Annotated in this window: 21 protein-coding genes; 15 read left to right on the forward strand and 6 right to left on the reverse strand. The window is 65.8% G+C overall.

Annotated elements, in window-relative coordinates:
- Positions 1 to 52: 52 nt before the first annotated feature.
- Positions 53 to 463 (forward strand): transposase, encoded by a 411-nt coding sequence (locus tag WJ16_RS07325; protein ID WP_069256486.1) that lies wholly within the window; start codon positions 53 to 55, stop codon positions 461 to 463.
- A gap of 104 nt (positions 464 to 567) precedes the next feature.
- Here the strand turns inward: WJ16_RS07325 and WJ16_RS07330 are convergent, their stop codons facing one another.
- The 4 genes from WJ16_RS07330 to WJ16_RS07345 all read right to left on the reverse strand — a co-directional run bounded on the left by WJ16_RS07330 (position 568) and on the right by WJ16_RS07345 (position 6161).
- A complete protein-coding gene (locus tag WJ16_RS07330; RefSeq protein ID WP_069256487.1) occupies positions 568 to 1029 on the reverse strand; it encodes a DUF2147 domain-containing protein in 462 nt (153 codons plus the stop codon).
- Positions 1030 to 1195: 166 nt separating this feature from the next.
- Positions 1196 to 2881, reverse strand: a complete 1686-nt coding sequence (locus tag WJ16_RS07335; protein ID WP_069256488.1) for a ShlB/FhaC/HecB family hemolysin secretion/activation protein — start codon at positions 2879 to 2881, stop codon at positions 1196 to 1198.
- Between the two features lie 144 nt (positions 2882 to 3025).
- The gene (locus WJ16_RS07340; protein ID WP_069256489.1) at positions 3026 to 4447 is read right to left on the reverse strand and encodes a collagen-like triple helix repeat-containing protein; all 1422 of its coding nucleotides are present in this window, start codon (positions 4445 to 4447) and stop codon (positions 3026 to 3028) included.
- A gap of 40 nt (positions 4448 to 4487) precedes the next feature.
- Positions 4488 to 6161 (reverse strand): collagen-like triple helix repeat-containing protein, encoded by a 1674-nt coding sequence (locus WJ16_RS07345; RefSeq protein WP_069256490.1) that lies wholly within the window; start codon positions 6159 to 6161, stop codon positions 4488 to 4490.
- A gap of 675 nt (positions 6162 to 6836) precedes the next feature.
- Between WJ16_RS07345 and WJ16_RS07350 the strand changes: the two genes are divergently transcribed.
- From WJ16_RS07350 to WJ16_RS07415, 14 genes are all read left to right on the forward strand, one after another.
- Entirely contained in the window at positions 6837 to 7007 is a 171-nt protein-coding gene (locus tag WJ16_RS07350) for a Flp family type IVb pilin (RefSeq protein ID WP_069256491.1), read from the forward strand.
- Between the two features lie 86 nt (positions 7008 to 7093).
- Positions 7094 to 7588, forward strand: a complete 495-nt coding sequence (locus tag WJ16_RS07355; protein ID WP_069256492.1) for an A24 family peptidase — start codon at positions 7094 to 7096, stop codon at positions 7586 to 7588.
- Complete coding sequence (locus WJ16_RS07360; RefSeq protein WP_069256493.1) at positions 7585 to 8079, forward strand: TadE/TadG family type IV pilus assembly protein; 495 nt, start codon at positions 7585 to 7587, stop codon at positions 8077 to 8079. Before WJ16_RS07355 ends, WJ16_RS07360 begins: the two co-directional genes overlap by 4 nt.
- Positions 8080 to 8174: 95 nt before the next feature.
- Entirely contained in the window at positions 8175 to 9080 is a 906-nt protein-coding gene (gene cpaB / locus WJ16_RS07365; protein ID WP_069256494.1) for a Flp pilus assembly protein CpaB, read from the forward strand.
- A 22-nt stretch (positions 9081 to 9102) separates the two neighbouring features.
- Positions 9103 to 10434 (forward strand): type II and III secretion system protein family protein, encoded by a 1332-nt coding sequence (locus tag WJ16_RS07370; RefSeq protein WP_069256495.1) that lies wholly within the window; start codon positions 9103 to 9105, stop codon positions 10432 to 10434.
- 78 nt (positions 10435 to 10512) lie between these two features.
- Positions 10513 to 11751, forward strand: a complete 1239-nt coding sequence (locus WJ16_RS07375) for a fimbrial protein (protein ID WP_069256496.1) — start codon at positions 10513 to 10515, stop codon at positions 11749 to 11751.
- Between the two features lie 3 nt (positions 11752 to 11754).
- Positions 11755 to 13101, forward strand: coding sequence for a CpaF family protein (locus WJ16_RS07380; RefSeq protein WP_069256497.1), 1347 nt, complete (start codon positions 11755 to 11757; stop codon positions 13099 to 13101).
- Positions 13094 to 14074 (forward strand): type II secretion system F family protein, encoded by a 981-nt coding sequence (locus tag WJ16_RS07385; protein WP_069256498.1) that lies wholly within the window; start codon positions 13094 to 13096, stop codon positions 14072 to 14074. Before WJ16_RS07380 ends, WJ16_RS07385 begins: the two co-directional genes overlap by 8 nt.
- A 4-nt stretch (positions 14075 to 14078) precedes the next feature.
- Entirely contained in the window at positions 14079 to 15077 is a 999-nt protein-coding gene (locus tag WJ16_RS07390; RefSeq protein ID WP_069256499.1) for a type II secretion system F family protein, read from the forward strand.
- 29 nt (positions 15078 to 15106) lie between these two features.
- The gene (locus WJ16_RS07395; RefSeq protein WP_069256500.1) at positions 15107 to 15934 is read left to right on the forward strand and encodes a tetratricopeptide repeat protein; all 828 of its coding nucleotides are present in this window, start codon (positions 15107 to 15109) and stop codon (positions 15932 to 15934) included.
- Between the two features lie 23 nt (positions 15935 to 15957).
- The gene (locus tag WJ16_RS07400) at positions 15958 to 16284 is read left to right on the forward strand and encodes a DUF3613 domain-containing protein (RefSeq protein ID WP_069257987.1); all 327 of its coding nucleotides are present in this window, start codon (positions 15958 to 15960) and stop codon (positions 16282 to 16284) included.
- An 11-nt stretch (positions 16285 to 16295) separates the two neighbouring features.
- Positions 16296 to 18107 (forward strand): TadG family pilus assembly protein, encoded by a 1812-nt coding sequence (locus tag WJ16_RS07405; RefSeq protein WP_069256501.1) that lies wholly within the window; start codon positions 16296 to 16298, stop codon positions 18105 to 18107.
- Positions 18108 to 18120: 13 nt separating this feature from the next.
- Positions 18121 to 19512 carry a sigma 54-interacting transcriptional regulator gene (locus tag WJ16_RS07410; RefSeq protein WP_069256502.1) on the forward strand — a complete coding sequence of 464 codons (1392 nt, stop codon included), beginning with the start codon at positions 18121 to 18123 and terminating at the stop codon, positions 19510 to 19512.
- Positions 19513 to 19566: 54 nt separating this feature from the next.
- A complete protein-coding gene (locus WJ16_RS07415; protein ID WP_069256503.1) occupies positions 19567 to 20274 on the forward strand; it encodes a DUF2968 domain-containing protein in 708 nt (235 codons plus the stop codon).
- A 77-nt stretch (positions 20275 to 20351) separates the two neighbouring features.
- Here WJ16_RS07415 and hfq read toward each other — a convergent pair whose 3' ends face one another.
- Together hfq and WJ16_RS07425 are read right to left on the reverse strand one after the other, a co-directional pair.
- Complete coding sequence (gene hfq, locus WJ16_RS07420; protein ID WP_069256504.1) at positions 20352 to 20930, reverse strand: RNA chaperone Hfq; 579 nt, start codon at positions 20928 to 20930, stop codon at positions 20352 to 20354.
- 504 nt (positions 20931 to 21434) lie between these two features.
- Positions 21435 to 22352 (reverse strand): DUF1571 domain-containing protein, encoded by a 918-nt coding sequence (locus WJ16_RS07425; RefSeq protein WP_069256505.1) that lies wholly within the window; start codon positions 22350 to 22352, stop codon positions 21435 to 21437.
- Positions 22353 to 22367: the final 15 nt, after the last annotated feature.

Raw genomic sequence — 22367 nt, forward strand, 5'->3', positions numbered from 1 at the left:
ATGGAGGTGAGCCGATATCGTTGTGTCATGGTTACTAAGGCTGGAGATGTCCATGACACCGTATCGCGATCTGACTGACCACGAATGGCACTGCGTCGCGCCGCTGCTGCCCGAAATGCAGCCGCGCACCGAGTTGCGCGGCCGGCCGTTGGCCAATACGCGTGCCGTCCTGAACGGCGTGCTTTGGGTGATCTACAGTGGCGCAACGTGGTCGGCCATGCCGCGCCGTTACCCTTCGTACCAAACCTGCCACCGGCGCTTCAAGGTCTGGCACGAAACCGGCACGTTGCTGAGCGTCATGCGTGAACTCTATGGCGACGCAGGCGTGAACTTGTGCAACGGATTGTCCGTGCGGATGCGCAAGCACACGCAATCGAAGGCAGCCGAAGCGCGCAGCAATGCGGCGCCCGCGTATCGCGCGCCGGATGGCTATACGTCGGACTCGCTGAAGCACGCAGCGTGACGTCCGCCGGTTTCAACTGCGCACGCACCCAAACAAAATCGGCCTGACGACTTTCGTCGCAGGCCGATTTTTTCATTGAGCCGCGCGTTCGAGCGCGCGCAGCATTATTGCTGGCGAACCCAGGTCTGCGAACGACCGAGCAGCGACACGCCGATGTAACCGCGCACCACGAGTTTCTGGCCGCCGTCTTCAAGCGTCATCTTGCACTTGTAGACCTTGCCGTTCTCCGGGTCGAGAATGTTGCCGCCGTCCCAGTGGTCGCCGTCCTTCTTCATTGCCTTGATGATCGTCATGCCCTTGATGAGCTGATCCTTGCGCTCGTCGGTGCAGGCGGTGCAGCGGCGATCGGGCGTATCGTTCGCGCCGAGACCCTTGACGACCTTGCCCGTCAGCGAACCGTCACCGTCCTCGGCGATCTGCACGAGCGCCTTCGGCTGATGCGTGTTGTCGTCGATCGTCTGCCACATGCCGATCGGGCTGTCGGCTTGTGCGAACGTGGGTGCTGCGCAGGCGAGCAGTGCGCCGGCGATGGCCATTGCACGCAACGGGCGGGTCAGTTGAATCATTGTCATCCTCCTTGTTTTGCATGTCGTGTTCGATTCACCCGCACGACCGCCTGCATGGGGCGGCCATGTTGCGAGCTTCGTCAGAATACGTGAAACCGTGCGCCAAGTTTGATAGAGGGGACTCTAATCGAAACAGCCCGCGTAGCGCGGGCTGTTTGCCGACCGATCAGTTGAGCTGATATGAGAATGCGGCGTTGATGCGCGGGCTGCGCGACGCGCTTTCGACGGGTGCGTCGCCAACTGGTTTCGCAACGTTCAGGTCGAGACTGTAGTAGCGGCTGTCCGTGAACCGCACGCCGATGCCGACCGACGACAGGCGGCTCGGCGACGGCGTGCCCGCGTGCAGGTACACGCGCGCCATGTCGTATGCGAGGTACGGTGTGACGGATTTCAGATACGTCCAGCCCGGAGTGAAGCCGCGGTTGACCTCCAGCGACATTCCCCATCCCGAGTCGCCCGACGTTTCGCCGGGCTGGTAGCCGAGCGCGTAGCGGGTCGAGCCGAACGAGATCTGCTCGGACGTCGGCAGCGAATCGGGGCTGTATTGCCCGGTCAGCGAGACCGACGTGCCGATCCGGAACGGCCATTCGTTGGTTTGCGTGAAAGTCGCGCCGGTGCGGACGAAGGTCAGCGAAATCGGGCTGTCTGCCGACGTCGTGTTTCCACTGACCGTGGTGTCCTGCGATTTCGACGCGCCGAGAATGTTGAAGCCTTTCGCGACGTTGACACTCAGCTTTTGCACCTGCTTTGCCGAAACGCCCGTGTAGTCGAGCTGCATTTGCAGCACGCGCACCTGCGAGCGGATATCGACGCTGTTGCCGTTGATCTTGCTCTGGTAGCGGTCTTCATTGTGCGACGCATAACCGGACACGGTGCCGAGCAGACTGCGCTGGTTGTTCAGCAGCAACGGATAGGATGCCGAAAGACCGAGCTTCTCGTTCTTGACGGTACGCTCGACGGACGACGGCAGCCCCGGATTGTCGGTCGGCTTGCCGCGATAGGTGCTTGCATCGAGGCGCGTGATCAGGCCGCTGCTGCCCACCGGTACCGCGCCGCTGAAGGCGAAATAGGTCTGCTTGTCGCGCCCCGGCGGCGCCAGCGCGGAAATGCTCAGTTGCTCGCCGAACGACGTGAGGCCGTTTTCGGTCGCGGTGATGAGGCCCTGGACGCCCGGGTGGTTGAAGTCGATGCCGGTGCTGACGTTGAACGGCTTGCGGTCGACCGCGAGTTCGAGCGTCGTGGCGCCGTCGGTGGTTTGCGGCGGCGGTACGTTCGCCTTTACCGTGAGGCCGGGCAACAGGCCGAACGTGTTCACGTAACGCTCGAACGTCGCGCGGCGCAGCGGCCGATCGGCGGTGATATGCGCGGCGATCGCACGAATCTTCGGTTCCATCGCACCGGGCTTGCCGGTGACCTTGACGTCCGACACGTAGCCTTCGACGACCGTGATGCGCACGACGCCGTTCTCGAACGTCTGCGCGGGAACGAACGCGAACGACAGCGCGTAGCCGCGATCCTGGTACAGCTTCGTCACGCCGTTGGCGGTTTCGATCAGGTCGCCGATCGTGATGTCCTTGCCGACGAGGGGCGTGAAGCGACGCGAGATCTCTTCGAACGGCACCGACTTCACGCCTTCGACCTGGAACGTCGTCGGTGTCAGGTGGCGCGACAGCAACTCCTGCAATTGCGGCGCTTGCGGGGCGACCTGGACGGTCACGCTCGGGCCGGTCTTCGGCGCGTTAATCTGCGGCAGGGAGTCGAGCGGGTTACCCCCGACGCGCGTTTGTGCCTGTGCCGTGCCTGCCGCCGCGATGGCGAGCAGCATCATCCATCTGTCGAGTCTGGATTTCATTGTTCTTCCTCGTAGGCCTTGCTTTTCGTCTTCTTTGTAATGCCGGCGCGCGACACCAGGGTGCCGCGCGCCGCGTGCCGCAATGCCGGTTGTGTATGTACGGTCGCGCCATTCGCTCCGGCTGCGAAGATGCGACCGTCCTCCTTACTTGCCAACGCTGCCCAGCGTACCCAGCAGCCCCGTGACCGGTGCCAGCAGGCCCGTCGAGCCGCCGCCCGATGCGGCCGTCCCCGTGACGCTGCCGACCAGCGACGTGACCGGCGCGAGCGGGCTCGCTCCCCCGGATCCTGCTGCGCCGCCGACCGCTCCGGTGACAGTATTCAGCAAACCGGTGACCGGCGCGAGAGGGTTTGCACTGCCGGCGCCACCTGCAGCACCGCCGAGCGTGCCCGTCACCGTCGACACGAGATTCGTGACGGGGGCGAGCGGGCCGCCGCTGCCGCCAGCCGCGCCGCTCAGCGTGCCGGTGACGGTGGAGACGAGGCCCGTGACGGGCGCGAGCGGGCTGCTGCCCGACCCGCCGGTCGCGCCGCCGAGTGCGCCCGTGAGCGAGCCGAGCGGCGTCGAGCCGAGACCCGACAGCAGGCCACCGAGCGGGTTCGTCGAGCCCGAGCCCGACGACGTGCCGTTCTGTACGGTCGCCGTCGAGCCGCCGACGAGGCTCGTGATCAGGCCGGGGATCGGTGCCGCGCCGTTCGGGCCGTTCGGGTTGACGAGGCCCCCCGCGTTGGTCACGGTGTTGCCGACCGCGGTCACGAGCTGGCCGACGTCGCCGACGAGCGGCTGGCTCGACGTGCCGCCGACCTGCTTGCCAGCCGAGCTGATCGCGCCGCCGATCTGGCCGAGCAGGCCCGAGACGGGTTGGCCGAGGCCGGTCGTCGTGCCGACTTGTTGCGTGACCTGGCCGGCGGTGATCACGAGCGGCGTGATCGCCGAACTGAGCGGCTGCGTCACCTGCTGCACGGCACCCGACGACAGCGTCGAACCGATCGTCGTGCCTGCGGCCGTCAAGCCGTTGGCCACCGTGTCGAGCACGGTGCCGACCGGGGTCGTGACGGGCGCGAGCGGTGCGAGCGGGCCCGTGCCGAGCGCCTTGACCGTCGAGCTCAGGCCGGACACGGTGTTGCTCGTCGCGCCGACCACGTTGCCGAGGCCGGCGACGGTTGTACCGACCGGATCCTTGGCCGTGCCGATCTGACCGAGCCCGTTGCTCACGGCATCCGCGGCTGCGCCGACGATCGTGCCGGTGCTGGAGAGCGTGCTGCCGACGCCCTTCGTCACGCCGTCGCCGAGGCCCGGCAAGCTGATGTTGCCGACCGTGCTGCCGAGGTCGGTCGCCGTCTGGCCAACCGTGCTGACGACACCCTTGGTGCCGGTGGACGTGCCGCTGGTGCCGCTCGTGCTCGGCGTACCGCTCGTGCTGCTCGGGTTGTTGTTGCTGCTGGTCGGCGGCGAGCTGACGCCGCCGCCGCCGCAGGCGGCCAGCAGGCAGGCCGCGGCGAAAGCGGTGAGGGGCACGCGCCACTGGCGCACGGCGGCCGTCGTGAGGGAACGTTGCTGCGACATGATGGACTCCTCGCTGTCTTGTCGATTGATGGATGTTGGTTTACTTGCCGTGCGTGCCGCCGAGCAGGCCGCCGATCAGCGACGTGACGGGGGCGAGCGGATTCGACGACGAGCCCGAGTTCGTGACGGCACCCGTGCCGCCGCTCAGTGCCGGTACGCCGACCGTGCTCGTTACCGTGGACACGACGTTCGTCACCGGGGCGAGCGGGCTGCTGCCGCCGCCTGCGCCACCCGCCACGCCGCCGAGTGCGCCCGTTACCGCACCGAGGAGACCGGTGACCGGTGCGAGCGGGCCGCCGCTGCCGCCTGCTGCGCCGCCGAGCGCGCCGGTGACCGTGGAGACGAGGCCGGTGACCGGTGCGAGCGGGCCGCCGCTGCCGCCTGCTGCGCCGCCGAGTGCGCCGGTGACCGTGGAGACGAGGCCGGTGACCGGTGCGAGCGGGCCGCCGCTGCCGCCTGCTGCGCCGCCGAGTGCGCCGGTGACCGTGGAGACGAGGCCGGTGACCGGTGCGAGCGGGCCGCTGCCGCCGCCTGCTGCGCCGCCGAGTGCGCCGGTGACCGTGGAGACGAGGCCGGTGACCGGTGCGAGCGGGCCGCTGCCGCCGCCTGCTGCGCCGCCGAGTGCGCCGGTAACCGTCGAGACGAGGCCCGTGAGCGGTGCGAGCGGGTTGGTCACGCCGCCGGTGCCGCCCGTGAGCAGGCCGCCGACGGCCTTCACGGTGTTGCCCGTCGACGAGACGGTGTTGCCGAGACCCGTGGTGACCGGGTTGCCGCCTGTCGATGCGAGGAGCGCGCCGGCCTGGTTCAGCCCGTTGCCGACCGTGCCGAGCAGCGTGTTGACCGGTGCGCCGAGGCCGGTTGCCGTACCGATCGTCTGGGTCGTCTGGCCGACCATCGTCGTGATCGGCGTGATGGCCGAGCTGACCGTTTGCGTGACCTGCTGGATCGGGCCCGTCGACAGCGCGTTGGTGAGCGTGGTGCCCCCGTTCGATACGGCGCCGCCGAGCGTCGACACGAGGCCGCCGACGGCGCCCGTGACCGGCGCGAGCGGCGACAGCGGACCGCTGCCGAGGCTCGTGACCAGGTTGCCCGTTTGCGTGACTGCGCCGCCGAGCTGATTGACCACGCCGCCGGTGCTGGCGACCGTGATGCCGACTGGATCTTTCGTTGCGCCGAGCTGGCCGAGACCGTTGCCGAGGCCGTTGCCCAGTGCGGTGACTGCGCCGCCGACGCTTTGCACGATGCCGCCCGCGGCTTGCGTCGTGGCCGGATTGACGCCCGGCAGCGTCTGGCTGCCGATGACGGAGCCGAGGCCGGAGACGGTGCCCCCGGTATTCGTGATGATATTGCCGGTGCCTGCGAGGACATTTCCCACTGGATTTGCCGACACACCCGAGGTGCCGGACGTACCGCTCGTTCCCGACGTACCGCTGGTGCCGCTCGTACCCGAAGTGCCGCTGGTGCCGGACGTACCGCTCGTGCCGGAGCTTCCGCTGGTGCCCGAGGTGCCGCTCGTCCCCGACGTACCACTCGAGCCCGACGTGCCACCGCCCGACGTGGAGATCGAATCGCCGCCACCCGAGCTCGAGCCGCCGCCGAGCCCTTGGCTGATGGAACCGGAACCGCCGCACGCGGAGAGGGAAAGCATGGCTGCAACGGTGGCCGCGATCAGAGTCGTCCGGAACACGCCATGAGGGATAACCTTGATGTCCATTTTGTCCTCGCGTTAAGAATGTGTTGTGAACTGCGTTGTGTTGAGTGGTGCGAGGACTACTCTGCAACTGTCGTGCCATTTCGATGCCGGACGGTTCGACGGCAGGTTTTAAACGAGGCAATTCCTTGTCGGAAAAGGAATTTAGGCTGATTGAAAGATTGTTGAATCTGTTTAACTGCAGACGAATGAGAACGGTTTCGCGCGTTTCGTAACGTAACGTCACAACATTGGCGTTACGCGTGCGGCGTAACGTGGGACCCACAGGCCTAGTGGACGAGGCAATTGTTTTACTGGTGGATTAGGTGTGCACATCTAACCTATCGTAAATCCTATGTGTAAGTCGTACCGAAACGCCGTACAAATGCAATGTGCCCAGGTCATTTTTTTCGATCCGGGCCGTTAAAAGAGGTTGGAAGTTAAATTGGATCGGATATAGAATCCGGAACAGATGTAAGGAAATGTACGGTTCGGTACACTACGTTCGAGGAGGGTCACTATCGCGAATGTTAACTTGCATCAGATCGTGAGCAATGCCCTTCGGGGCGACCTATAAAGAAAGCGCACCCGGCTGACGCTACGGCAGATGTGGCGAACGGTTGGGGCAAAACGGCCAGATATGCGGGGACGTATACGTATAAAAGGCCAGAAAACGTAAATACAGGCACGAGGAATAAAATGAAAGCAATCATCAAGCGTTTCCTTAAGGAAGAAGACGGGGTTACCGCAGTCGAGTACGGACTCATCGCCGGACTTATCGCAGTCGCTCTCGTCACTGCCATGAGCACGTTGACGACCGGCATCTCGGGGGCGTTCACCTACATCGCGAGCAAGCTGCCGGCGGCATAACGAACGAGCTTCGGCTCTTTTCCCTGTGTTAGGGGCGCGGATTGCTTCGGCAATCCGCGCGGTAAGTTTTGCCGCTCGGGGCGTAAATGATCCTGCTAACTGGCGTCGGGGTTTTCCTCGCGTGGGCGGTGCTCGTCGCGCTCGAGGATATCCGTCATAGGCGTATACCCAATTCACTGGTAATCGGTGGGTTCGTATCTGCATTTGTGCTCGCCGGGCATAATCCATTCGGCATATCCGTGAACCAGGCGCTCATTGGAGTACTGGTCGGCTTTCTCAGTCTTTTCCCGTTTTTTGTGCTGCGCGTAATGGGTGCTGCGGATGTCAAGGTATTCGCGGTGCTGGGCGCGTGGTGCGGTCCGTATGCGCTGCTGTGGCTCTGGATCGTTGCGAGCCTGCTTGCATTCGCGCATGTCGGTACGCTCGTCTTCACCACCCGTACGCCGGTGTCGGCGTTGTGGCACCGGCGTTCCCCGACGATGGAAATCGCCGGTTTCAGGGCGTCGCCCTATGCCGCGTTTCTCGTAATTCCCGCGGCGCTGTGGTGTCTGTACCGGATCGCGACCGGGGGAATGCAATGACGGTCGTTCGTCCGGGATCCGGCATGCGGTGTCGCGAACGCGGCGCGACGGCGATCGAATTTGCGCTGATGCTGCCGGTGTTCTTCCTGATCCTTTACGCAATCATCACGTACGGGATGATCTTCGCGGCCCAGCAGAACCTCACGCTTGCGGCAACGGAAGGCGCGCGCGCCGCGCTGAACTATCAGCAGGTCGGCGCGGCCGGGTCGGTGCAGGCAGTGCAGCAAGCCGCGCTGGCGGCGCGGGCCCAGGCCGCGTGCACGGCCGCGACCAACCTGACTACCTGGCTGAAAGGGTCGACATGCTCGTCCACGCAGCAAGGCAACTGCTCGTACGACCCGACGATGCTGTGCGTGCAGATCACGCTGACCTATCCATATGCGCAGAGCCCGCTGATCCCGTCGTTCCCGCTGCTCGGTTCGCTGTTGCCGGTGCCTTCGACACTCACCGGAACCGCGATGGTGCAGATCAGCCCGGTCAACATCATATAGACGGCAGCAACGGCGTCGTGCCGGGGCGAGGGCGCCTGGCTGGCAACGTTGCGCGGAGAATTCAATCGTGAGTAGCGGGGAAACATAACAACACCATGGCCAACAACCTGACGAAGATCATTGCGGGCTTGCTGATCGCGATCGCGATCCTGCTCGGCGTCTATGCGTGGATGCTCGGTCGCAAGCCAGTTGACGTCGCGCCGGTTGCGTCGACGGTCGCGACGCAGAGCGTGCCGGTCGTCGTGACGACGCGGCCGTTACAAGCCGGCCAGCCGATTCCGGTCGATGCGCTGAAGGTCCAGCAGTCGACCGCCGCGCCGCAAGGGGCGTTTGCCGATCCGCTGCAACTGGTCGGCCGCATCCCGGCAGCCGACATTCCCGCGCAGGCGGCCGTCGTCGCGAGTGCATTGTCGTCTGGCCTCGCCGAGCAGATCGCACCGGGAGAGCGCGCCGTCGCGATCAAGATCGACGAGACCAACGCGGTCGGCAACCGTGTGCGGCCCGGCAACTATGTTGACGTGTTCCTGAATCTGAAGCGCGATGGGACCGGCGTGGCGATCGGCGGGACGTCGACGGCTGAAATCGTGAATACCCAGGCGCGGCTACTGATGTCGAAGGTCCGCGTGCTGTCGTTCGGCGATGCAACGACTGAGCGAGACAGCTCGAACGGCTCGGTGGTCGGGACGCGGACCGCGGTGCTGGCCGTGCCCACTGCACAGGTGGACGCGCTGACGCTCGCCGAGCAGAGCGGCCGGCTCGTGCTCGCGTTGCGTAACCCGCGCGACGACGATGTCGCGACGCAAACCGTCGCGGTTCGTGTTGGCAACGACAAGAGCCCGTCGGCGCTTGCCGCGGCCGGCATGGTGCTGGGCGAGTTGTCGAAGAGCGCGACGGCGCCGGCGCCGGCCCCGCGTGCGGCGCCGCGGGTGGTCGCGCGGCATCCGAGTGGCGGCAGCATCGAAGTGATTCGGGGTGGGCGGACCGAAACGGTCGCTTATTGAGCGGGACGAAGACGGCAAAACAATGAAAAAGAAACTGATTGGTTTGGCTATAGCAGTGAGCGCGCTGGCGATGCCGCCGCTGTCGGACGCGGCAGACACGAGCGGCACGATCAGCCTTTCGGTCGGCGCGCAGCGGCAGCTCGCGACGGGGCGTGCGCTGCAGCGGGTCGCGGTCGGCGATCCGTCGGTGGTCGACGTGCTCGTCGTGAAGGGCGGGCGCGGGGGAGTGCTGCTGGTGGCGAAGAATGCGGGCGCGACGAACGTGATGGTCTGGGAGCGCGGCCGCGACGAGCCGACCGTCTATAACGTTAGCGTCACGAGTGGCGCGGCTCGGGCACTCCTGGACGGCGCGTCGCCGAGCGTGAACACGTACAGTGGCACGACGGTGATCGGTGGTACGGCGGGGACGCTCGACGGGCATCAGCGAGCGGTTCATGCGGCGAAGACGGTCGGCGGCAAGGACGGGACCACGCTCGATGCGTCGACGATCTCCGGCAAGAACGTCGTGCAGGTCGACGTGCGCGTCGTCGAGTTCAGCCGTTCGGTGCTGAAGCAGGCGGGGCTCAACTTTTTCAAGCAGAGCAATGGTTTTTCGTTCGGTGCCTTTGCGCCGACGGGGCTGACATCGATTACCGGTACGCCGGGCGGCTCGCTTACCTACAACACGAACGTGCCGATTTCGTCGGCGTTCAACCTCGTCGTCAATTCGGTGTCGCGCGGATTGTTCGCCGACCTGTCGATTCTCGAGGCGAACAACCTGGCCCGCGTACTCGCGCAGCCGACGCTGGTCGCGTTGTCAGGTCAGAGCGCGAACTTCCTCGCGGGTGGGGAGATTCCGGTGCCGGTGCCGCAATCGCTCGGCACGATCTCGATCGAATGGAAACCCTATGGCGTCGGGCTGACGGTCACGCCGACGGTGCTGAACCCGCGGCGGATCGCGCTGAAGGTCGCGCCCGAGTCGAGCCAGCTCGACTTCGTCCATTCGATCACGATCAACGGCGTGCAGGTGCCCGCGCTGACGACGCGACGCGCGGATACAACGGTCGAGCTCGGCGACGGCGAAAGCTTCGTGATCGGCGGCCTGATCGACCGCGAGACCACGTCCAACGTCAACAAGGTGCCGTTCCTGGGTGATCTGCCCATCATCGGCGCGTTTTTCAAGAATCTGAGCTACCAGCAGAGCGACAAGGAACTCGTGATCATCGTGACACCGCATCTCGTTGCACCGATCGCGCAGGGTGCACCGCTGCCGGCGACGCCGGGCGAGCTGTCCGAGCAGCGCGATGGTCCGGTGTGGCGTTCGTACCTGGGCGGCGTGGCATCGCCGGACGCGGGGCCGGGGTTCTCGAAATGAGCGCGCCGAATCGTTACCGGACCGCCGCGCAGGCTGTCGCGCACGCCGCGATGCCTTGCTTCATTGGGAGTATCCAAGATGAATGCGAGAACCTATTCTTTGGCTGAGCCCGCCGTCACCGACCACTTCGTCTGCGCGTCCTCGCTCGCGGAGCATGTGCACTGGCTGTCGCAGTCGCTGCTGTCCGCCGGTGCGGTCGAAGGCGTGCCGCTTGACGGCGCCGCGCTGTCGCAGCGGATCGGGGTGTTGAATCCGGCACTGGTATTCATCGATTTTTCCGGTGATTGCGCGGCGGCGAGTACGGTGGTCGCCGCAGTACGCGTTGCACATCCGGGCGTGCCGGTCGTCGCACTGGGCTCGCTCGCGCAACCGGAGGGCGCACTCGCCGCGCTGCGTGCGGGCGTACGCGATTTCGTCGATTTTTCCGCTCCGGCCGACGAGGCGCTGCGGATCACGCGCGTGTTGCTCGACAACGTCGGCGAGCCGGCCAACCGTCACGGGAAAGTCACCGCGTTGCTTGGCGCGCGCGCCGGGATGGGCGTGAGCACGCTGGCCGCGAACCTGTCGGTGCTGATGCAGCGGCGGCCGGCCGACCCCGCACGCACGGCGGCGCTGCTCGATCTCGGGCTGCCGGCCGGCGACGGCGCGTTGTTCCTGAACACCCGCTGCGAATTCCATTTCGTCGAGGCCGTGCGCAACCTGCGCCGGATCGACCGCACGTTCGTGACGACCGCGCTCGCGCGCCATTCGAGCGGCGTCGCGCTGACGACGCTGCCGCCGAACCTCGCGGAGCTGCGCGATGTGGCGACGGCGTCGTGTGCGGCATTGCTGAACCGGCTGCGGGCGTTCTTCGATCATCAGATCGTCGATCTTGGCGGCTTCCCGAATCGTGAATTCATCGCACAGGTCGTGAATCTGGCGGATGAAGCATGGCTGGTTTGCGATCAGGGCGTGGCGTCGGTCGTGTCGGCTGTCGAGATGCTGGACGGGTTGCGCGAAGCAGGCGCCGCGACCGACCGGATCCGGCTCGTCGTCAACCAGTTCGACGCCGAGCTCGGGCTGATGCCCGCGCAGATCGCCGAACGGCTCGAACTGCCACTGGTCGCGACGCTGCCGTCGCGCCGGGTGTCGATCGGGCATGCGGCGAATCAGGGCAAGCTGATCGCCGAGGTCTCGGAACGCGATCCGTACGTCCGTGCGCTCGGGCCGCTGGTCGAGCGCCTCGCGGGTGCGCCGACGCCTGGAGCTGCACAGCGTGCGGCCAGCGGCCTCTCGGCGCTCAGGCGAATCATTCAATCCTCAACGAAGCGGTCGTAAGCGATGGCACACGACATTCAATTTGCCGACGGCGCAGCGCCGTTCTCGCAAACGCAACAGTTCCACGACATCAAGAATGCCGCGCACGAGCATTTGCTCACGCGAATCGAGGAGCTGGGTGCCGAATTCGGCCGTTGGTCGCGACAGGCGATCAACCAGTTCGTCGATCTCGAAATCGACAGCTTCGTGCGGCTGCGGCGCATCCCGCTCAACGAAAGTGAGGTGCGTGCGGTGGCCGAGGCGCTGACGAAGGAGCTCGCCGGCTTCGGACCGATCGAAGACCTGTTGGCGGACCCGCACGTCGAGGACATCCTGATCAACGGCTACAACGACATCTACGTTTCGCGCCACGGGATCCTGTCGAGGTTGCCGATCCGCTTCACCGACAATGCGCATCTGCTGCGGATCGTGCGGCGGATTCTCGCGCCGGTCGGCCGGCGGCTCGACGAATCGAACCCGATGGTCGACGCGCGACTGCCCGACGGCGGGCGGGTCAACGTCGTGATCGAGCCGTTGTCGATCGACGGCCCGGTCGTGTCGATCCGGAAGTTCCGCAAGGATCCGCTGAAGCCCGAGGACCTGCTGGGCAACGGCACCTACAACGAGGAAATCGGGCGGCTGCTCGAGGCCGCGGTGGATGCGCGCTGCAACGTCCTCGTGTCGGGCGGCACCAGTTCGGGCAAGACGTCGCTGCTGAACGCGCTGGCGTTCCACATCCCGACGGCGGAGCGCGTCGTGACGATCGAGGATACAGCCGAGCTGTCGCTGAATCACCCGCACGTCGTGCGGCTCGAAAGCCGCCCGGGCGGGTTCGACGGCAGCGGCGTCGTGACGATTCGCGACCTGCTGCGAAACACGCTGCGGATGCGACCGGACCGGATCATCGTCGGCGAAGTGCGCGGCGGCGAAGTGCTCGAAATGCTGCAGGCGATGAATACCGGCCACGACGGATCGATGGGCACCGTGCACGCCAGCTCGCCGCGCGAATGTTTGTACCGGCTCGAGATGCTGGCCGGTTTCGCCGGTTTTCAGGGTACCGAAGCAAGCCTGCGGCGGCAGATCGCCAACGCGATCGACTTCATCGTGCAGATCGGGCGGCTGTCCAACGGTCGCCGCCGTATCCTGTCGATCACCGAAGTCACCGGCATGTCGGACAACATCGTATCGACGCAGGAGCTGTATCGCTACGAGGCGCGCGTCACGCCGGAGGGCGAAGAGATCGATCATTGGGAGTCGCTCGGCATTCATCCGCATTCGCCGAAGCTGGCACGTTTCCGCAGCGCGCTGGTGTCGTCGGGCGGTGGCGGATTCGGCGGCAATTTCGGGCGAGGCGGGGGCTTCAATGTCTAGCGCCACCTTGCTCGCGCTGATGTTCGCACTGATCTGCGCGGCGGCCGGGCTGCTGCTGTGGCGCGGCAGCCAGGTGCGGGAAGGGCGTGCGCATGCGCAGCGGTTCTTCGACAGCCGGGTGGGACAGGGCGCACGTGCCGCTGCCCCGGTTGCCGACACGCGCCCCGCGCGCGCCGCGGCAACCAGTACGGCGAATGCCCAGGAGCCCGAACAAGGGTTCGCGCGCTGGCGCGCGTCGGCGTTCGACGCATGGGCGGTACTGTCCGACCGTGCGGGCCTCGATGAAGCGCGGCCCGGCCTCGTGCTGGCGCTTGCGGTCGTCGTGCTGTTCGCGTTGTGGGCCGGCATGGCCGGCGGCATGCTCGCCGCGGCGGCCGCGGTCGTGGCGGGCGGTGCGCTCGTCGTGCTGTGGATCACGTCGCGCATCAGCCGGCGCCGCCTGAAGATCGTCCGTCAGTTGCCGTCGTTTCTCGACGGAATCGTGCGCCTCGTGACGCTCGGGAATAGTGTGCCGGCAGCGTTCCAGTCGGCGCTTCAGACGGCGGAGATGCCGCTGCGCCGCTGCCTCGACGACGTGTCGCGGATGCTGCGCTCCGGCGTCGAGATCGATCGCGCGATGCTGCATATCGCGCACACATACCGTATCCGCGAATTCGAACTGGTCGGCGCAGTGCTGCGTCTGTCGGTCCGCTACGGCGGCCGGGCGGACGTGATGCTCGACCGGATGTCGACCTTCATGCGCGATCTCGAGCAGGCGGAACGCGAACTGTCCGCGATGTCGGCCGAGACCCGGCTGTCTGCATGGGTGCTGGCGCTGTTGCCGATCGCGGTCGGCAGCTTCGTCATCGCTACAAGCCCGCGCTACTTCACGGCGATGTGGAACGACGATGCCGGTCGTCAGCTGATTTATCTGGCGTTCGCGCTGCAGGCGATCGGCGGTTTCTGGCTGTTCCGGCTCGCGCGGCTGAGGTGAATCGATGGATGCAAACCGTTTAGGCGCGCTTGCGCTGGTGCTCGGATCGGCCGGCGTGCTGCTGCTTGCCGCGCTCGCGATCGTTCGCATCGTGCTTGTGCAGCGTGCCGAGCGTGCGTTGATGCATGCGCTCGACCGCAGGGCCGCCGCAGTCGAAGCGGCCGCCGCGCGTGCCGGCTCCGCCGAACCAGCACGCGAGGCAGCGGCACCTGCCGCGCCGCGTGTCCGTTTCGCGGGGCTGCGCGAACGCTTCGAAGACGTTGGGATGCGGTGGCTCGAGACCGGCTTCAGCCGGTATCTGATCGCCGACGAAGATCGCCAGTTGCTCGAGCAATGCGGTTTCGTCGACGTGCGCGCCAGAGCGCTGTTCGTCGGCGCGCGCATCGTCTGCGCGATCCTGCTGCCGGCGCTTGCCGCGCTGGTACTGATCGGCCGCGGACAGCAGGCGCGCTGGCCGCTGTGGATCTCCGTCGCGCTCGCGACCGGCTACATGCTGCCGAAAATCTACGTGCGGCGGCGCGCGACCGCGCGCCGGCAGAGCATTACGGCCGAATTGCCGCTCCTCGTCGACATGTTGCGGCTGCTACAGGGTGTCGGCCTGTCGCTCGACCAGAGCATCCAGGTCGTCACGCACGATTTCCAGACGATGTTGCCGGTGCTGTCATGGGAACTCGGCGTCGCGCAGCGGCAGTTCGCGGCCGGCCGTACGCGCGAGCAATCGCTGCACCGCCTCACGAACAGTTTCGACAACGAGGATCTGCGCGCGATCGTGCGCTTGCTGATTCAGGTCGACAAGCATGGCGGCGCGGTGCAGGAGCCGCTGAAACAATTCGGCGACCGTCTGCGCGAAGGGCGTCGCGCGACGCTGCGCGAGCAGATCGGCCGCCTGACGGTGAAGATGACCGGCGTGATGATCGTCACGCTGTTGCCGGCACTGTTGATCGTGACCGCGGGGCCGGGGATCATGACCGTGCTGTCCGCGCTCGCTGCGATTCAGCACTGATGCGGCATGAGGGGAAGGAGCGACACTAGATGAATCGATTGGATTGGGTTCGCACGATCGCAGGCGCGACGGCGTGCGCGTTGCTTGCCAGCGGGTGCGGGGTGTTCAAGGAGTCCGGATACGGCGTCGGTGCGCAGGCTGAACGCGGTGCGCTGATGCAGGCCGCCGCCGACAAGAATGCGCCGCCCGATACGCCGGGCATGTATCTGGGCCTGATCGAGCGGATGCAGGGACAGGGGCTGTATTTTGCATCGCTCGCGCACATCGATCAGTACGAGAAGCAATATGGCGCATCGCCGGACACGATTCTGCTGCGCGCCGATGCGTTGCGGGCGACCGGGCAGTATGACGCCGGCGTGGCCGCCTATACCAAGCTGCTGACGACGCCGCTCGCCGCGCGCGGCTATCGCGGGCTGGGCCTGACCGCCGGCGCCCGCGGCGATTTTGCGCTAGCCGCGCAGCAGCTCGAACAGGCGACGGCGCTTGCACCGACCGACGCGGCGACGTTGTCCGACCTCGCGTATTCGAAGATGCGCGAAGGCGATTTGGCAGGCGCGCGCGTGCCGTTGCTGAAGGCGGCCGAACTCGAGCAGAAGAACCCGAAGATCCTCAGCAACTTCGTGCTTTACCTGCTCGCGACCGGTCATGCGAAGGACGCGCGGCGGCTGATGGATCAGCAGAAGCTGTCGCCTGCGGTGCGCAGCCAGATTCGCGACGACGAGACGAAGGTCGCAGCCGCGATGCGCGCGAAGCAACGCGCGATCGCCTATGCGCCGGTCAATGCGTCCGTGCCGTCAGTGGCGAGCAGCGATAATTTCGATCTTGCGGTGCCGCTGCTGCAGCGTTTCGCGCGATGACGACGATATTCAAGGAGTCCATCATGTTTCACCTTTCCTCAATTCGCGTGCGGGCCGTGGGCATCGCGTTCGCCTGCTCGCTGAGTGCGGGCGTCGCGCATGCGCAAGGCGACACGCCGGCGTCCGAAATCGGTCATGCGACCCGCTCGCTGCTCGATCTGCAGCGTTCGAATCGCGCGGCCGCGACGCCGCAACCAATCGACGGCGCGGCTGGCACGTATGCCTATCAGCGCTATATCGACTCGTTCAAGACGCCGATTCCGCAGTGGTTCGGCACGATGTCGGCGTCGGGCGGCGGCAGCAGCGGCGGTAGCGGCGGCGGACTGTCCGGTGGCGATCTCGCACGCTGACGGAGCAAACGGTGACTACCCGGCACAGTGGCGGCACGATCGGCCGCGCGTCACGACAGCGCGGCGCGTTCTCGGTGATGGCGATCATCGCGACGCTGATCGCCATCACGACGCTTGGCGCCATTGGCGTCGGTAACCTCTTTTACCAGCGTCGGGACGTGCAGCGGATCGCCGACATGGCCGCGCTCGCGGCCGTGCAGCGGATGGACGACGCCTGTTCGCAGCCGACTGCCACCGCGACCAGCAATGCGCAGTCGAACGGGCTCGACGCGTCGAACGGCGACACGATCAATATCGAATGTGGCCGCTGGGATACGTCTGCCAATCCGGCACCCAGCTACTACGCCGCCGCGACATCCGGGACCACGCAGTTGAACGCGGCCAAGGTGGTCGTCAAGCGGCAGGTGCCGTTCTTCTTCGTCGGACCGCCGCAGACGGTGTCCGCGGTATCGACCGCGCGGTCGACGAACATCGATACGTTCTCGGTGGGCGCAACCCTGGCCGCGCTCGGCGGAGTTGGTTGCGCGGGCGGATCAGCGCCGACGTCCGGCAATTCGGGGCTCGTCAACGGGCTGATCGGCGCGCTGCTCGGCGCCAACCTGAACCTGAACATCGGGTCGTATCAAGCACTTGCCTGCACGAACGTGACGGTCGGTGACCTTGTCGTGGCGGCGGGCGTCGGCACGGTCGATCAACTGCTCGCGCTGAAGCTCACGTTGCCGCAACTGCTCCAGTTGATGGTGAAGGCGGCTACGCAGACGTCCGTCGCCAACGCAAGCCTGCAGGCGAGCCTCGCCACACTGCAGGCGATCCTGAACGCCAACGTTCCGGGCACGTCGATCGGTCTCGGCGGCGCCGGCGGCTTGCTGAACGTCGCGCTCGCGGATACGCAGGCGGCGCTCAACGCGCAGGTGGATCTCCTCGACTTGCTGATGGTTGGCGCGGAGATCGCGGCAACGGGCAAGCCGGCGGTCGTGGTCAACGTGCCGTCCCTGAATCTTGGCGGGCTGACGGGGACGCAGTTGCAGGTGCAGATCATCAGCCCGCCGTCGATCGGCATCGGCGAGGGCGGGATCGATCCGGCGACGGGAACGTGGCGCACGAAGGCGTCGACGGCTGCGGTGGGGGTGTATCTTAAAGTCTATCTTGGTACGTCGCAGTTGCCGTTGGTGGGGCCGTTGCTGGGCGCGCTGAACGTGGGCGTCGACGTCAATCTGCCGATTTATCTGCAAGTCGGCACCGGAACCGCGTGGCTGAACTCGACGCAGTGCGCTGCCACACAGGCAGCGAGCACGGCCGTGATTACCGCACAGCCGGGGGTTGCGAATCTGTGCATCGGCCAGCCGCCGCTTGATTCGTCGGGCAAGATCAGTCTGTCGGCGGCATACAGCTGCACATCGCCTGCGCAGGTGATCAATGCGCCTGTCCTCGGCCTTGCCACCTTGAAAGTTTCGATGTCCAACGTATCGGTCCAGGTGCAGGGCGCTGCGCAACAGCACACATTCAATGGCGTGCCGGGGATCGATGCCGACTACTGGACGGTCAATTCGAATGCGCTCGGCTCAGCGCTCAGTTCAGCGCTCACCCAGCTCGCGGCCGCGCAGATTACCGCCACCCTCAGTTTGCTCGGCGCCGATCTACTGTCGATTCCGTCGACCTTCGTGTCAACATTGCTTGGCTTTCTGACCAGTCTGCTCAGCCCGCTCCTGTCGAGCCTCGACGCAGTCCTCGTTCCGCTGCTGAATCTCCTCGGCGTCCAGGTCGGCGCGGCGACGGTCCATCAGATCTCGCTCAATTGCGGGGTCGCCCAAACGGTTTACTGAAGAAGCAGATCAGATGAGAAATACGCCCGCAATCGAAGAGCTCGACCTGTACGTCTGGGAAGGCAAGGCGGACATCGTCGACCGCGTCGCCCGGTGCATGGCGAGCTTCGACGTCGAAGTGATCCGCGCCGACAACGCGGCGATCTCGCCCGAACGCGCCGCGCTGCGGCGGTCGCTGGCGATCATCAGCGTGACGATGATCGAAGGCGGCGCGGCCTTCCTGCGCGACTGGCAAGCCAACATCGGCATGCCGGTCGTCTGGGTCGGCGCGGCGCGCGACCACGACGCGTCGCAGTATCCGCCCGAGTATTCGCACATCCTGCCGCTCGACTTCACGTGCGCCGAACTGCGCGGCATGATCGGCAAGCTCGTCACGCAACTGCGTGCGCACGCAGCCGAAACGTTGCAACCGTCGGAACTCGTCGCGCACTCCGAATCGATGCAGGCGCTGCTGCACGAAGTCGATACGTTCGCCGACTGCGACACCAACGTGCTGCTGCACGGCGAAACCGGCGTCGGCAAGGAGCGCATCGCGCAACTGCTGCACGAAAAGCATTCGCGCTACCGGCACGGCGAATTTGTGCCGGTGAACTGCGGCGCGATTCCGGACGGCCTGTTCGAATCGTTGTTCTTCGGCCATGCGAAGGGATCGTTCACGGGTGCGGTTGTTGCGCATAAAGGCTATTTCGAGCAGGCGGCAGGCGGCACGCTGTTCCTCGACGAAGTCGGCGATCTGCCGCTGTATCAGCAGGTCAAGCTGCTGCGCGTGCTCGAGGACGGCGCGGTGCTGCGGGTCGGCGCGACGGCGCCGATCAAGGTCGATTTCCGTCTGGTCGCGGCGAGCAACAAGAAGCTGCCGCAACTCGTGAAGGATGGGCTGTTCCGCGCCGATCTCTACTACCGGCTCGCGGTGATCGAGCTGAACATTCCGTCGCTGGAAGAACGTGGCGCGGTGGACAAGATCGCGCTGTTCAAGTCGTTCGTCGCCGAAGTGGTCGGCGAGGAGCGGCTCGCCGAATTGTCCGACCTGCCGTACTGGCTGACGGATTCGGTCGCGGACAGCTATTTTCCCGGCAACGTGCGCGAACTGCGCAACCTGGCCGAGCGTGTCGGCGTGACGGTGCGGCAGACGGGCGGCTGGGATGCCGCACGGTTGCAGCGGCTGATCGCGCATGCGCGCAGTTCGGCGCAGCCGGTGCCGGCGGAGAGCGCGGCCGAGGTGTTCGTCGATCGCAGCAAGTGGGACATGAACGAGCGCAACCGCGTGATTGCGGCGCTCGACGCCAACGGCTGGCGGCGTCAGGATACGGCGCAGCAGCTCGGCATCAGCCGCAAGGTATTGTGGGAAAAAATGCGCAAATATCAGATCTTCGACGAGGAGCCCGAGACCCGCGAAAGTGAGTAATTAATGAGATAAAATCGCGCTGAATTACAACGACTCGGGCGGGAATAGAACTTCATGAGCCATATGACGGGGTTGGGAAGGGCGTGCGTGTTGCTCGCCATGGTGGGAGGCATGCAGGGCGCATACGCGCAAAGTCTGGCGGACAGCGGTTCGCCTGCCGTACAGCAAGCGTCGGCGCCGGTGGCCGCGATTCCGGTGATCGATTCGCAGGCACAGACGTCGCTGCAGCCGCAGGCGGGCGAAACGACGGGGCCGAGCACGGTCGACGACCTGCAGCGCCAGATCCAGGCGCACACGCTGACGGAAATGCGCACGAGCTACAACGGCAGCTACGGCGCGAGCCTGCTGTTCAACGTAAAGGACGGAGCGTACTTCGTCGCGCTGTTTCAGCAGAAGGCGTTCTGGCGCGTGATCAAGACTTACGACGAAACGCGTGCGGAAGCGATCTACCGCGATTTCTCGCACCAGGCGGAACGGCTGGCCGTGAACGAACTGAGGGCGGCGAAGCTGGAGTCGCAGAAGGCGCAGATGGACAAGCAGATCGAAGTCACGCAGGATCGTGCGCGACGTCTGCAGGCTGATATCTCGATCGCCCGCCAGCAGCAGGCGGCAGTCGCGGATCGCCAGAAGAGCGTCCGCAGCGAGACGGCCGCCTTGCAGGCGCAGCAGGCTCAGCTTCAGGCGCAACTGCGGGCGTTGCAGCAGCAGGTGCGTTCGTTGCAGCGCGAGGCCGACGCGGGCCTGCCGACGACGGCGCGCTGAACCTGGCGACGGTGCGGCGACATGCCGCGCCGACCGCACCAGTAAAAAGGGCAAGCCGGTTGGCTTGCCCTTTTGTTTTACTGGCCGTCCGGAACGATTCGCCGGCGCCGGGTCACGATCACCGGCCCGTTGCCGCCGCGGGAATCCGACGACGAAGCGTTGCCGTTGCCGGATGCATCGCCGGTGTCGCGCGGGGCGCCGTAGCTTTCGCGCGGTTCACGGGGTTCGCGCGGGGCGCCGTAGCTTTCGCGCGGCTCACGGGGTTCGCGCGGGGCACCGTAGCCTTCGCGCGGCTCACGCGAGCCGTAACCCTCCCGCGGTTCGCGCGGTTCGCGCGAGCCATAGCCGCCGTGCGAGCCATACGGGCTGTGACCGCCGCCTTCACGGCCGCCGGGGCGCCCGCCGGTGCGGGGCCCGCGGGGGCCGCCGCCGCCCGGGCGCGAGCCGCCCGTGTCGAGCTGGATCGTGGAAATCGCGCGCTTGTAGATGCCTTGCAGACCCACGGGGGTGCGCAGCATCACCAGGTACTGGTCGAACGACTCGATACACCCCGTCAGACGAATGCCGTTGACGAGATAGATTTCAACGCGCTTACGTTCCTTGCGCGCCGAATTGATGAAGTCGTTTTGCGGATGGGATTCTGCGGGATTGGCCATTGAGGTGCGGCAGGAGCCTGCGTCAGAGAATATGTTGTGCGTGTGTGTGGCGAGTTCGTCCACAAGACGTTTGGCGGAATTCTACCTTGTTCAATAGGGAAGCGCGCAGTCGTGATTGTGTCGAACCGTAACCCACTATAGACGGTCCGGGCCATTTTCGCGATTCGGCCGAACGGCTAGAACCGTTTCGTTACGTCGCGTTACGGCGCTCGCAACGACGTACCGCCTGGGTTCGCGCGTGTTTCTTACATGGGCTGCGCATACCGCTCGGCTCGCCATATCAGGGATTCGGAACATGAGCAAGGGGCGTTGGGTAAAGCGGCGCGGCGTTGCTTGCGTCCGACCACGCGATGCCGGGGCATGTCGACCTTATCGGCCGACATTGGCGTAACCGGTCGCGCCGGCGCCAGTCCGTATGGCGCCGTGGCCGGCCGTGGTCGCCTGTCCGGGCTAACGAGACGGCTAGCACGGCGATGACGATTGAACGGGGCATGTCGACGCGCATCAGAACGCGTAGTCGGGGTTTTTCGGGTCGAATGCGGTGTCGTCGAACGTCGCCGGCGCGATTTTCTCGATGACGATCCGCTCGAAGATCTTGCCGTCGTTGTCATAGGACTCGACGGTCCGGAAATAGGGCGCGTGCAGGTCGAGCCCGAGGATTTCCTTCTTCGCATAGAACTGCGGCCGGCCGGTCGGGGTTTCGTAGGTGAGCGCGACGACGCGCACGCCGCCGATCGTTTTGGCCTCCACGTCGGTGGGCCGCTGCACGCCGGCTTCCAGATACTTCTTCCCTTCGGTCAGGTACAGGTTCGTGATGAACTCGGTGCCGAGATCCTTCACCTGATGATTCGACTGGGCGCGCGCGAGTGCGCCGTCGAGTGCCGTCCACAGCGGAATCTTGCCGAGCAGGCCGCCGAGGTGGCCGTACATCTCGTCCTTGCGCTGCGTCGTGTCGTAGATCGTTTCTTGCCCCGCATGCGCGCCGCCCGGCAGCCATTTCGCGTAGACGCGCAGCGGCTCGCGGGTGGTCTTCACGAGCATGCGGTCGGGCGTGTCGGACCATTTTCCGCTGATGCGCTCCTGGCGCACCATCGTGAACTGGTATGCCGGATAGCCGTTGGGACCGTTGCGGATATAGAGCGGCACGGCGAGCGGATCGAGCGCCTTGAAGAGCGCGGTGAGCGTCGCGTCGTCGAGTTGCGCGAGCGTGCCGCGCTGTGCGGCCGTGCGCAGCCAGCGCGCCTGCTGCGCGACCGGCTCGCGCGTGACTTTCGCGAGGTCCGCCGGCAGCGTGACGGCTGCTGCCGCGCTCGCGGCGTCGGTCGTTTCCTGGGCATGCAGGCTCGCCTGCGCGAGCGACAACAGGCATGCGACTGCCACGGCGGCGGCATGCTGCGCGTGGCGTTTCTTTCCTTCGTTCATCGACGGCGTCTCCGG

It is taken from the genome of Burkholderia metallica, assembly GCF_001718555.1.
GTDB classification, from domain to species: domain Bacteria; phylum Pseudomonadota; class Gammaproteobacteria; order Burkholderiales; family Burkholderiaceae; genus Burkholderia; species Burkholderia metallica.

What these genes read in the sequence shown, in the direction of transcription:
- WJ16_RS07325 (WP_069256486.1), top strand. Translation starts at nt 53, where the DNA reads ATGACACCGTATCGCGATCTGACTGACCACGAATGGCACTGCGTCGCG.
- WJ16_RS07330 (WP_069256487.1), bottom strand. Translation starts at nt 1,029, where the DNA reads ATGATTCAACTGACCCGCCCGTTGCGTGCAATGGCCATCGCCGGCGCA.
- WJ16_RS07335 (WP_069256488.1), bottom strand. Translation starts at nt 2,881, where the DNA reads ATGAAATCCAGACTCGACAGATGGATGATGCTGCTCGCCATCGCGGCG.
- WJ16_RS07340 (WP_069256489.1), bottom strand. Translation starts at nt 4,447, where the DNA reads ATGTCGCAGCAACGTTCCCTCACGACGGCCGCCGTGCGCCAGTGGCGC.
- WJ16_RS07345 (WP_069256490.1), bottom strand. Translation starts at nt 6,161, where the DNA reads ATGGACATCAAGGTTATCCCTCATGGCGTGTTCCGGACGACTCTGATC.
- WJ16_RS07350 (WP_069256491.1), top strand. Translation starts at nt 6,837, where the DNA reads ATGAAAGCAATCATCAAGCGTTTCCTTAAGGAAGAAGACGGGGTTACC.
- WJ16_RS07355 (WP_069256492.1), top strand. Translation starts at nt 7,094, where the DNA reads ATGATCCTGCTAACTGGCGTCGGGGTTTTCCTCGCGTGGGCGGTGCTC.
- WJ16_RS07360 (WP_069256493.1), top strand. Translation starts at nt 7,585, where the DNA reads ATGACGGTCGTTCGTCCGGGATCCGGCATGCGGTGTCGCGAACGCGGC.
- cpaB (WP_069256494.1), top strand. Translation starts at nt 8,175, where the DNA reads ATGGCCAACAACCTGACGAAGATCATTGCGGGCTTGCTGATCGCGATC.
- WJ16_RS07370 (WP_069256495.1), top strand. Translation starts at nt 9,103, where the DNA reads ATGAAAAAGAAACTGATTGGTTTGGCTATAGCAGTGAGCGCGCTGGCG.
- WJ16_RS07375 (WP_069256496.1), top strand. Translation starts at nt 10,513, where the DNA reads ATGAATGCGAGAACCTATTCTTTGGCTGAGCCCGCCGTCACCGACCAC.
- WJ16_RS07380 (WP_069256497.1), top strand. Translation starts at nt 11,755, where the DNA reads ATGGCACACGACATTCAATTTGCCGACGGCGCAGCGCCGTTCTCGCAA.
- WJ16_RS07385 (WP_069256498.1), top strand. Translation starts at nt 13,094, where the DNA reads ATGTCTAGCGCCACCTTGCTCGCGCTGATGTTCGCACTGATCTGCGCG.
- WJ16_RS07390 (WP_069256499.1), top strand. Translation starts at nt 14,079, where the DNA reads ATGGATGCAAACCGTTTAGGCGCGCTTGCGCTGGTGCTCGGATCGGCC.
- WJ16_RS07395 (WP_069256500.1), top strand. Translation starts at nt 15,107, where the DNA reads ATGAATCGATTGGATTGGGTTCGCACGATCGCAGGCGCGACGGCGTGC.
- WJ16_RS07400 (WP_069257987.1), top strand. Translation starts at nt 15,958, where the DNA reads ATGTTTCACCTTTCCTCAATTCGCGTGCGGGCCGTGGGCATCGCGTTC.
- WJ16_RS07410 (WP_069256502.1), top strand. Translation starts at nt 18,121, where the DNA reads ATGAGAAATACGCCCGCAATCGAAGAGCTCGACCTGTACGTCTGGGAA.
- WJ16_RS07415 (WP_069256503.1), top strand. Translation starts at nt 19,567, where the DNA reads ATGAGCCATATGACGGGGTTGGGAAGGGCGTGCGTGTTGCTCGCCATG.
- hfq (WP_069256504.1), bottom strand. Translation starts at nt 20,930, where the DNA reads ATGGCCAATCCCGCAGAATCCCATCCGCAAAACGACTTCATCAATTCG.
- WJ16_RS07425 (WP_069256505.1), bottom strand. Translation starts at nt 22,352, where the DNA reads ATGAACGAAGGAAAGAAACGCCACGCGCAGCATGCCGCCGCCGTGGCA.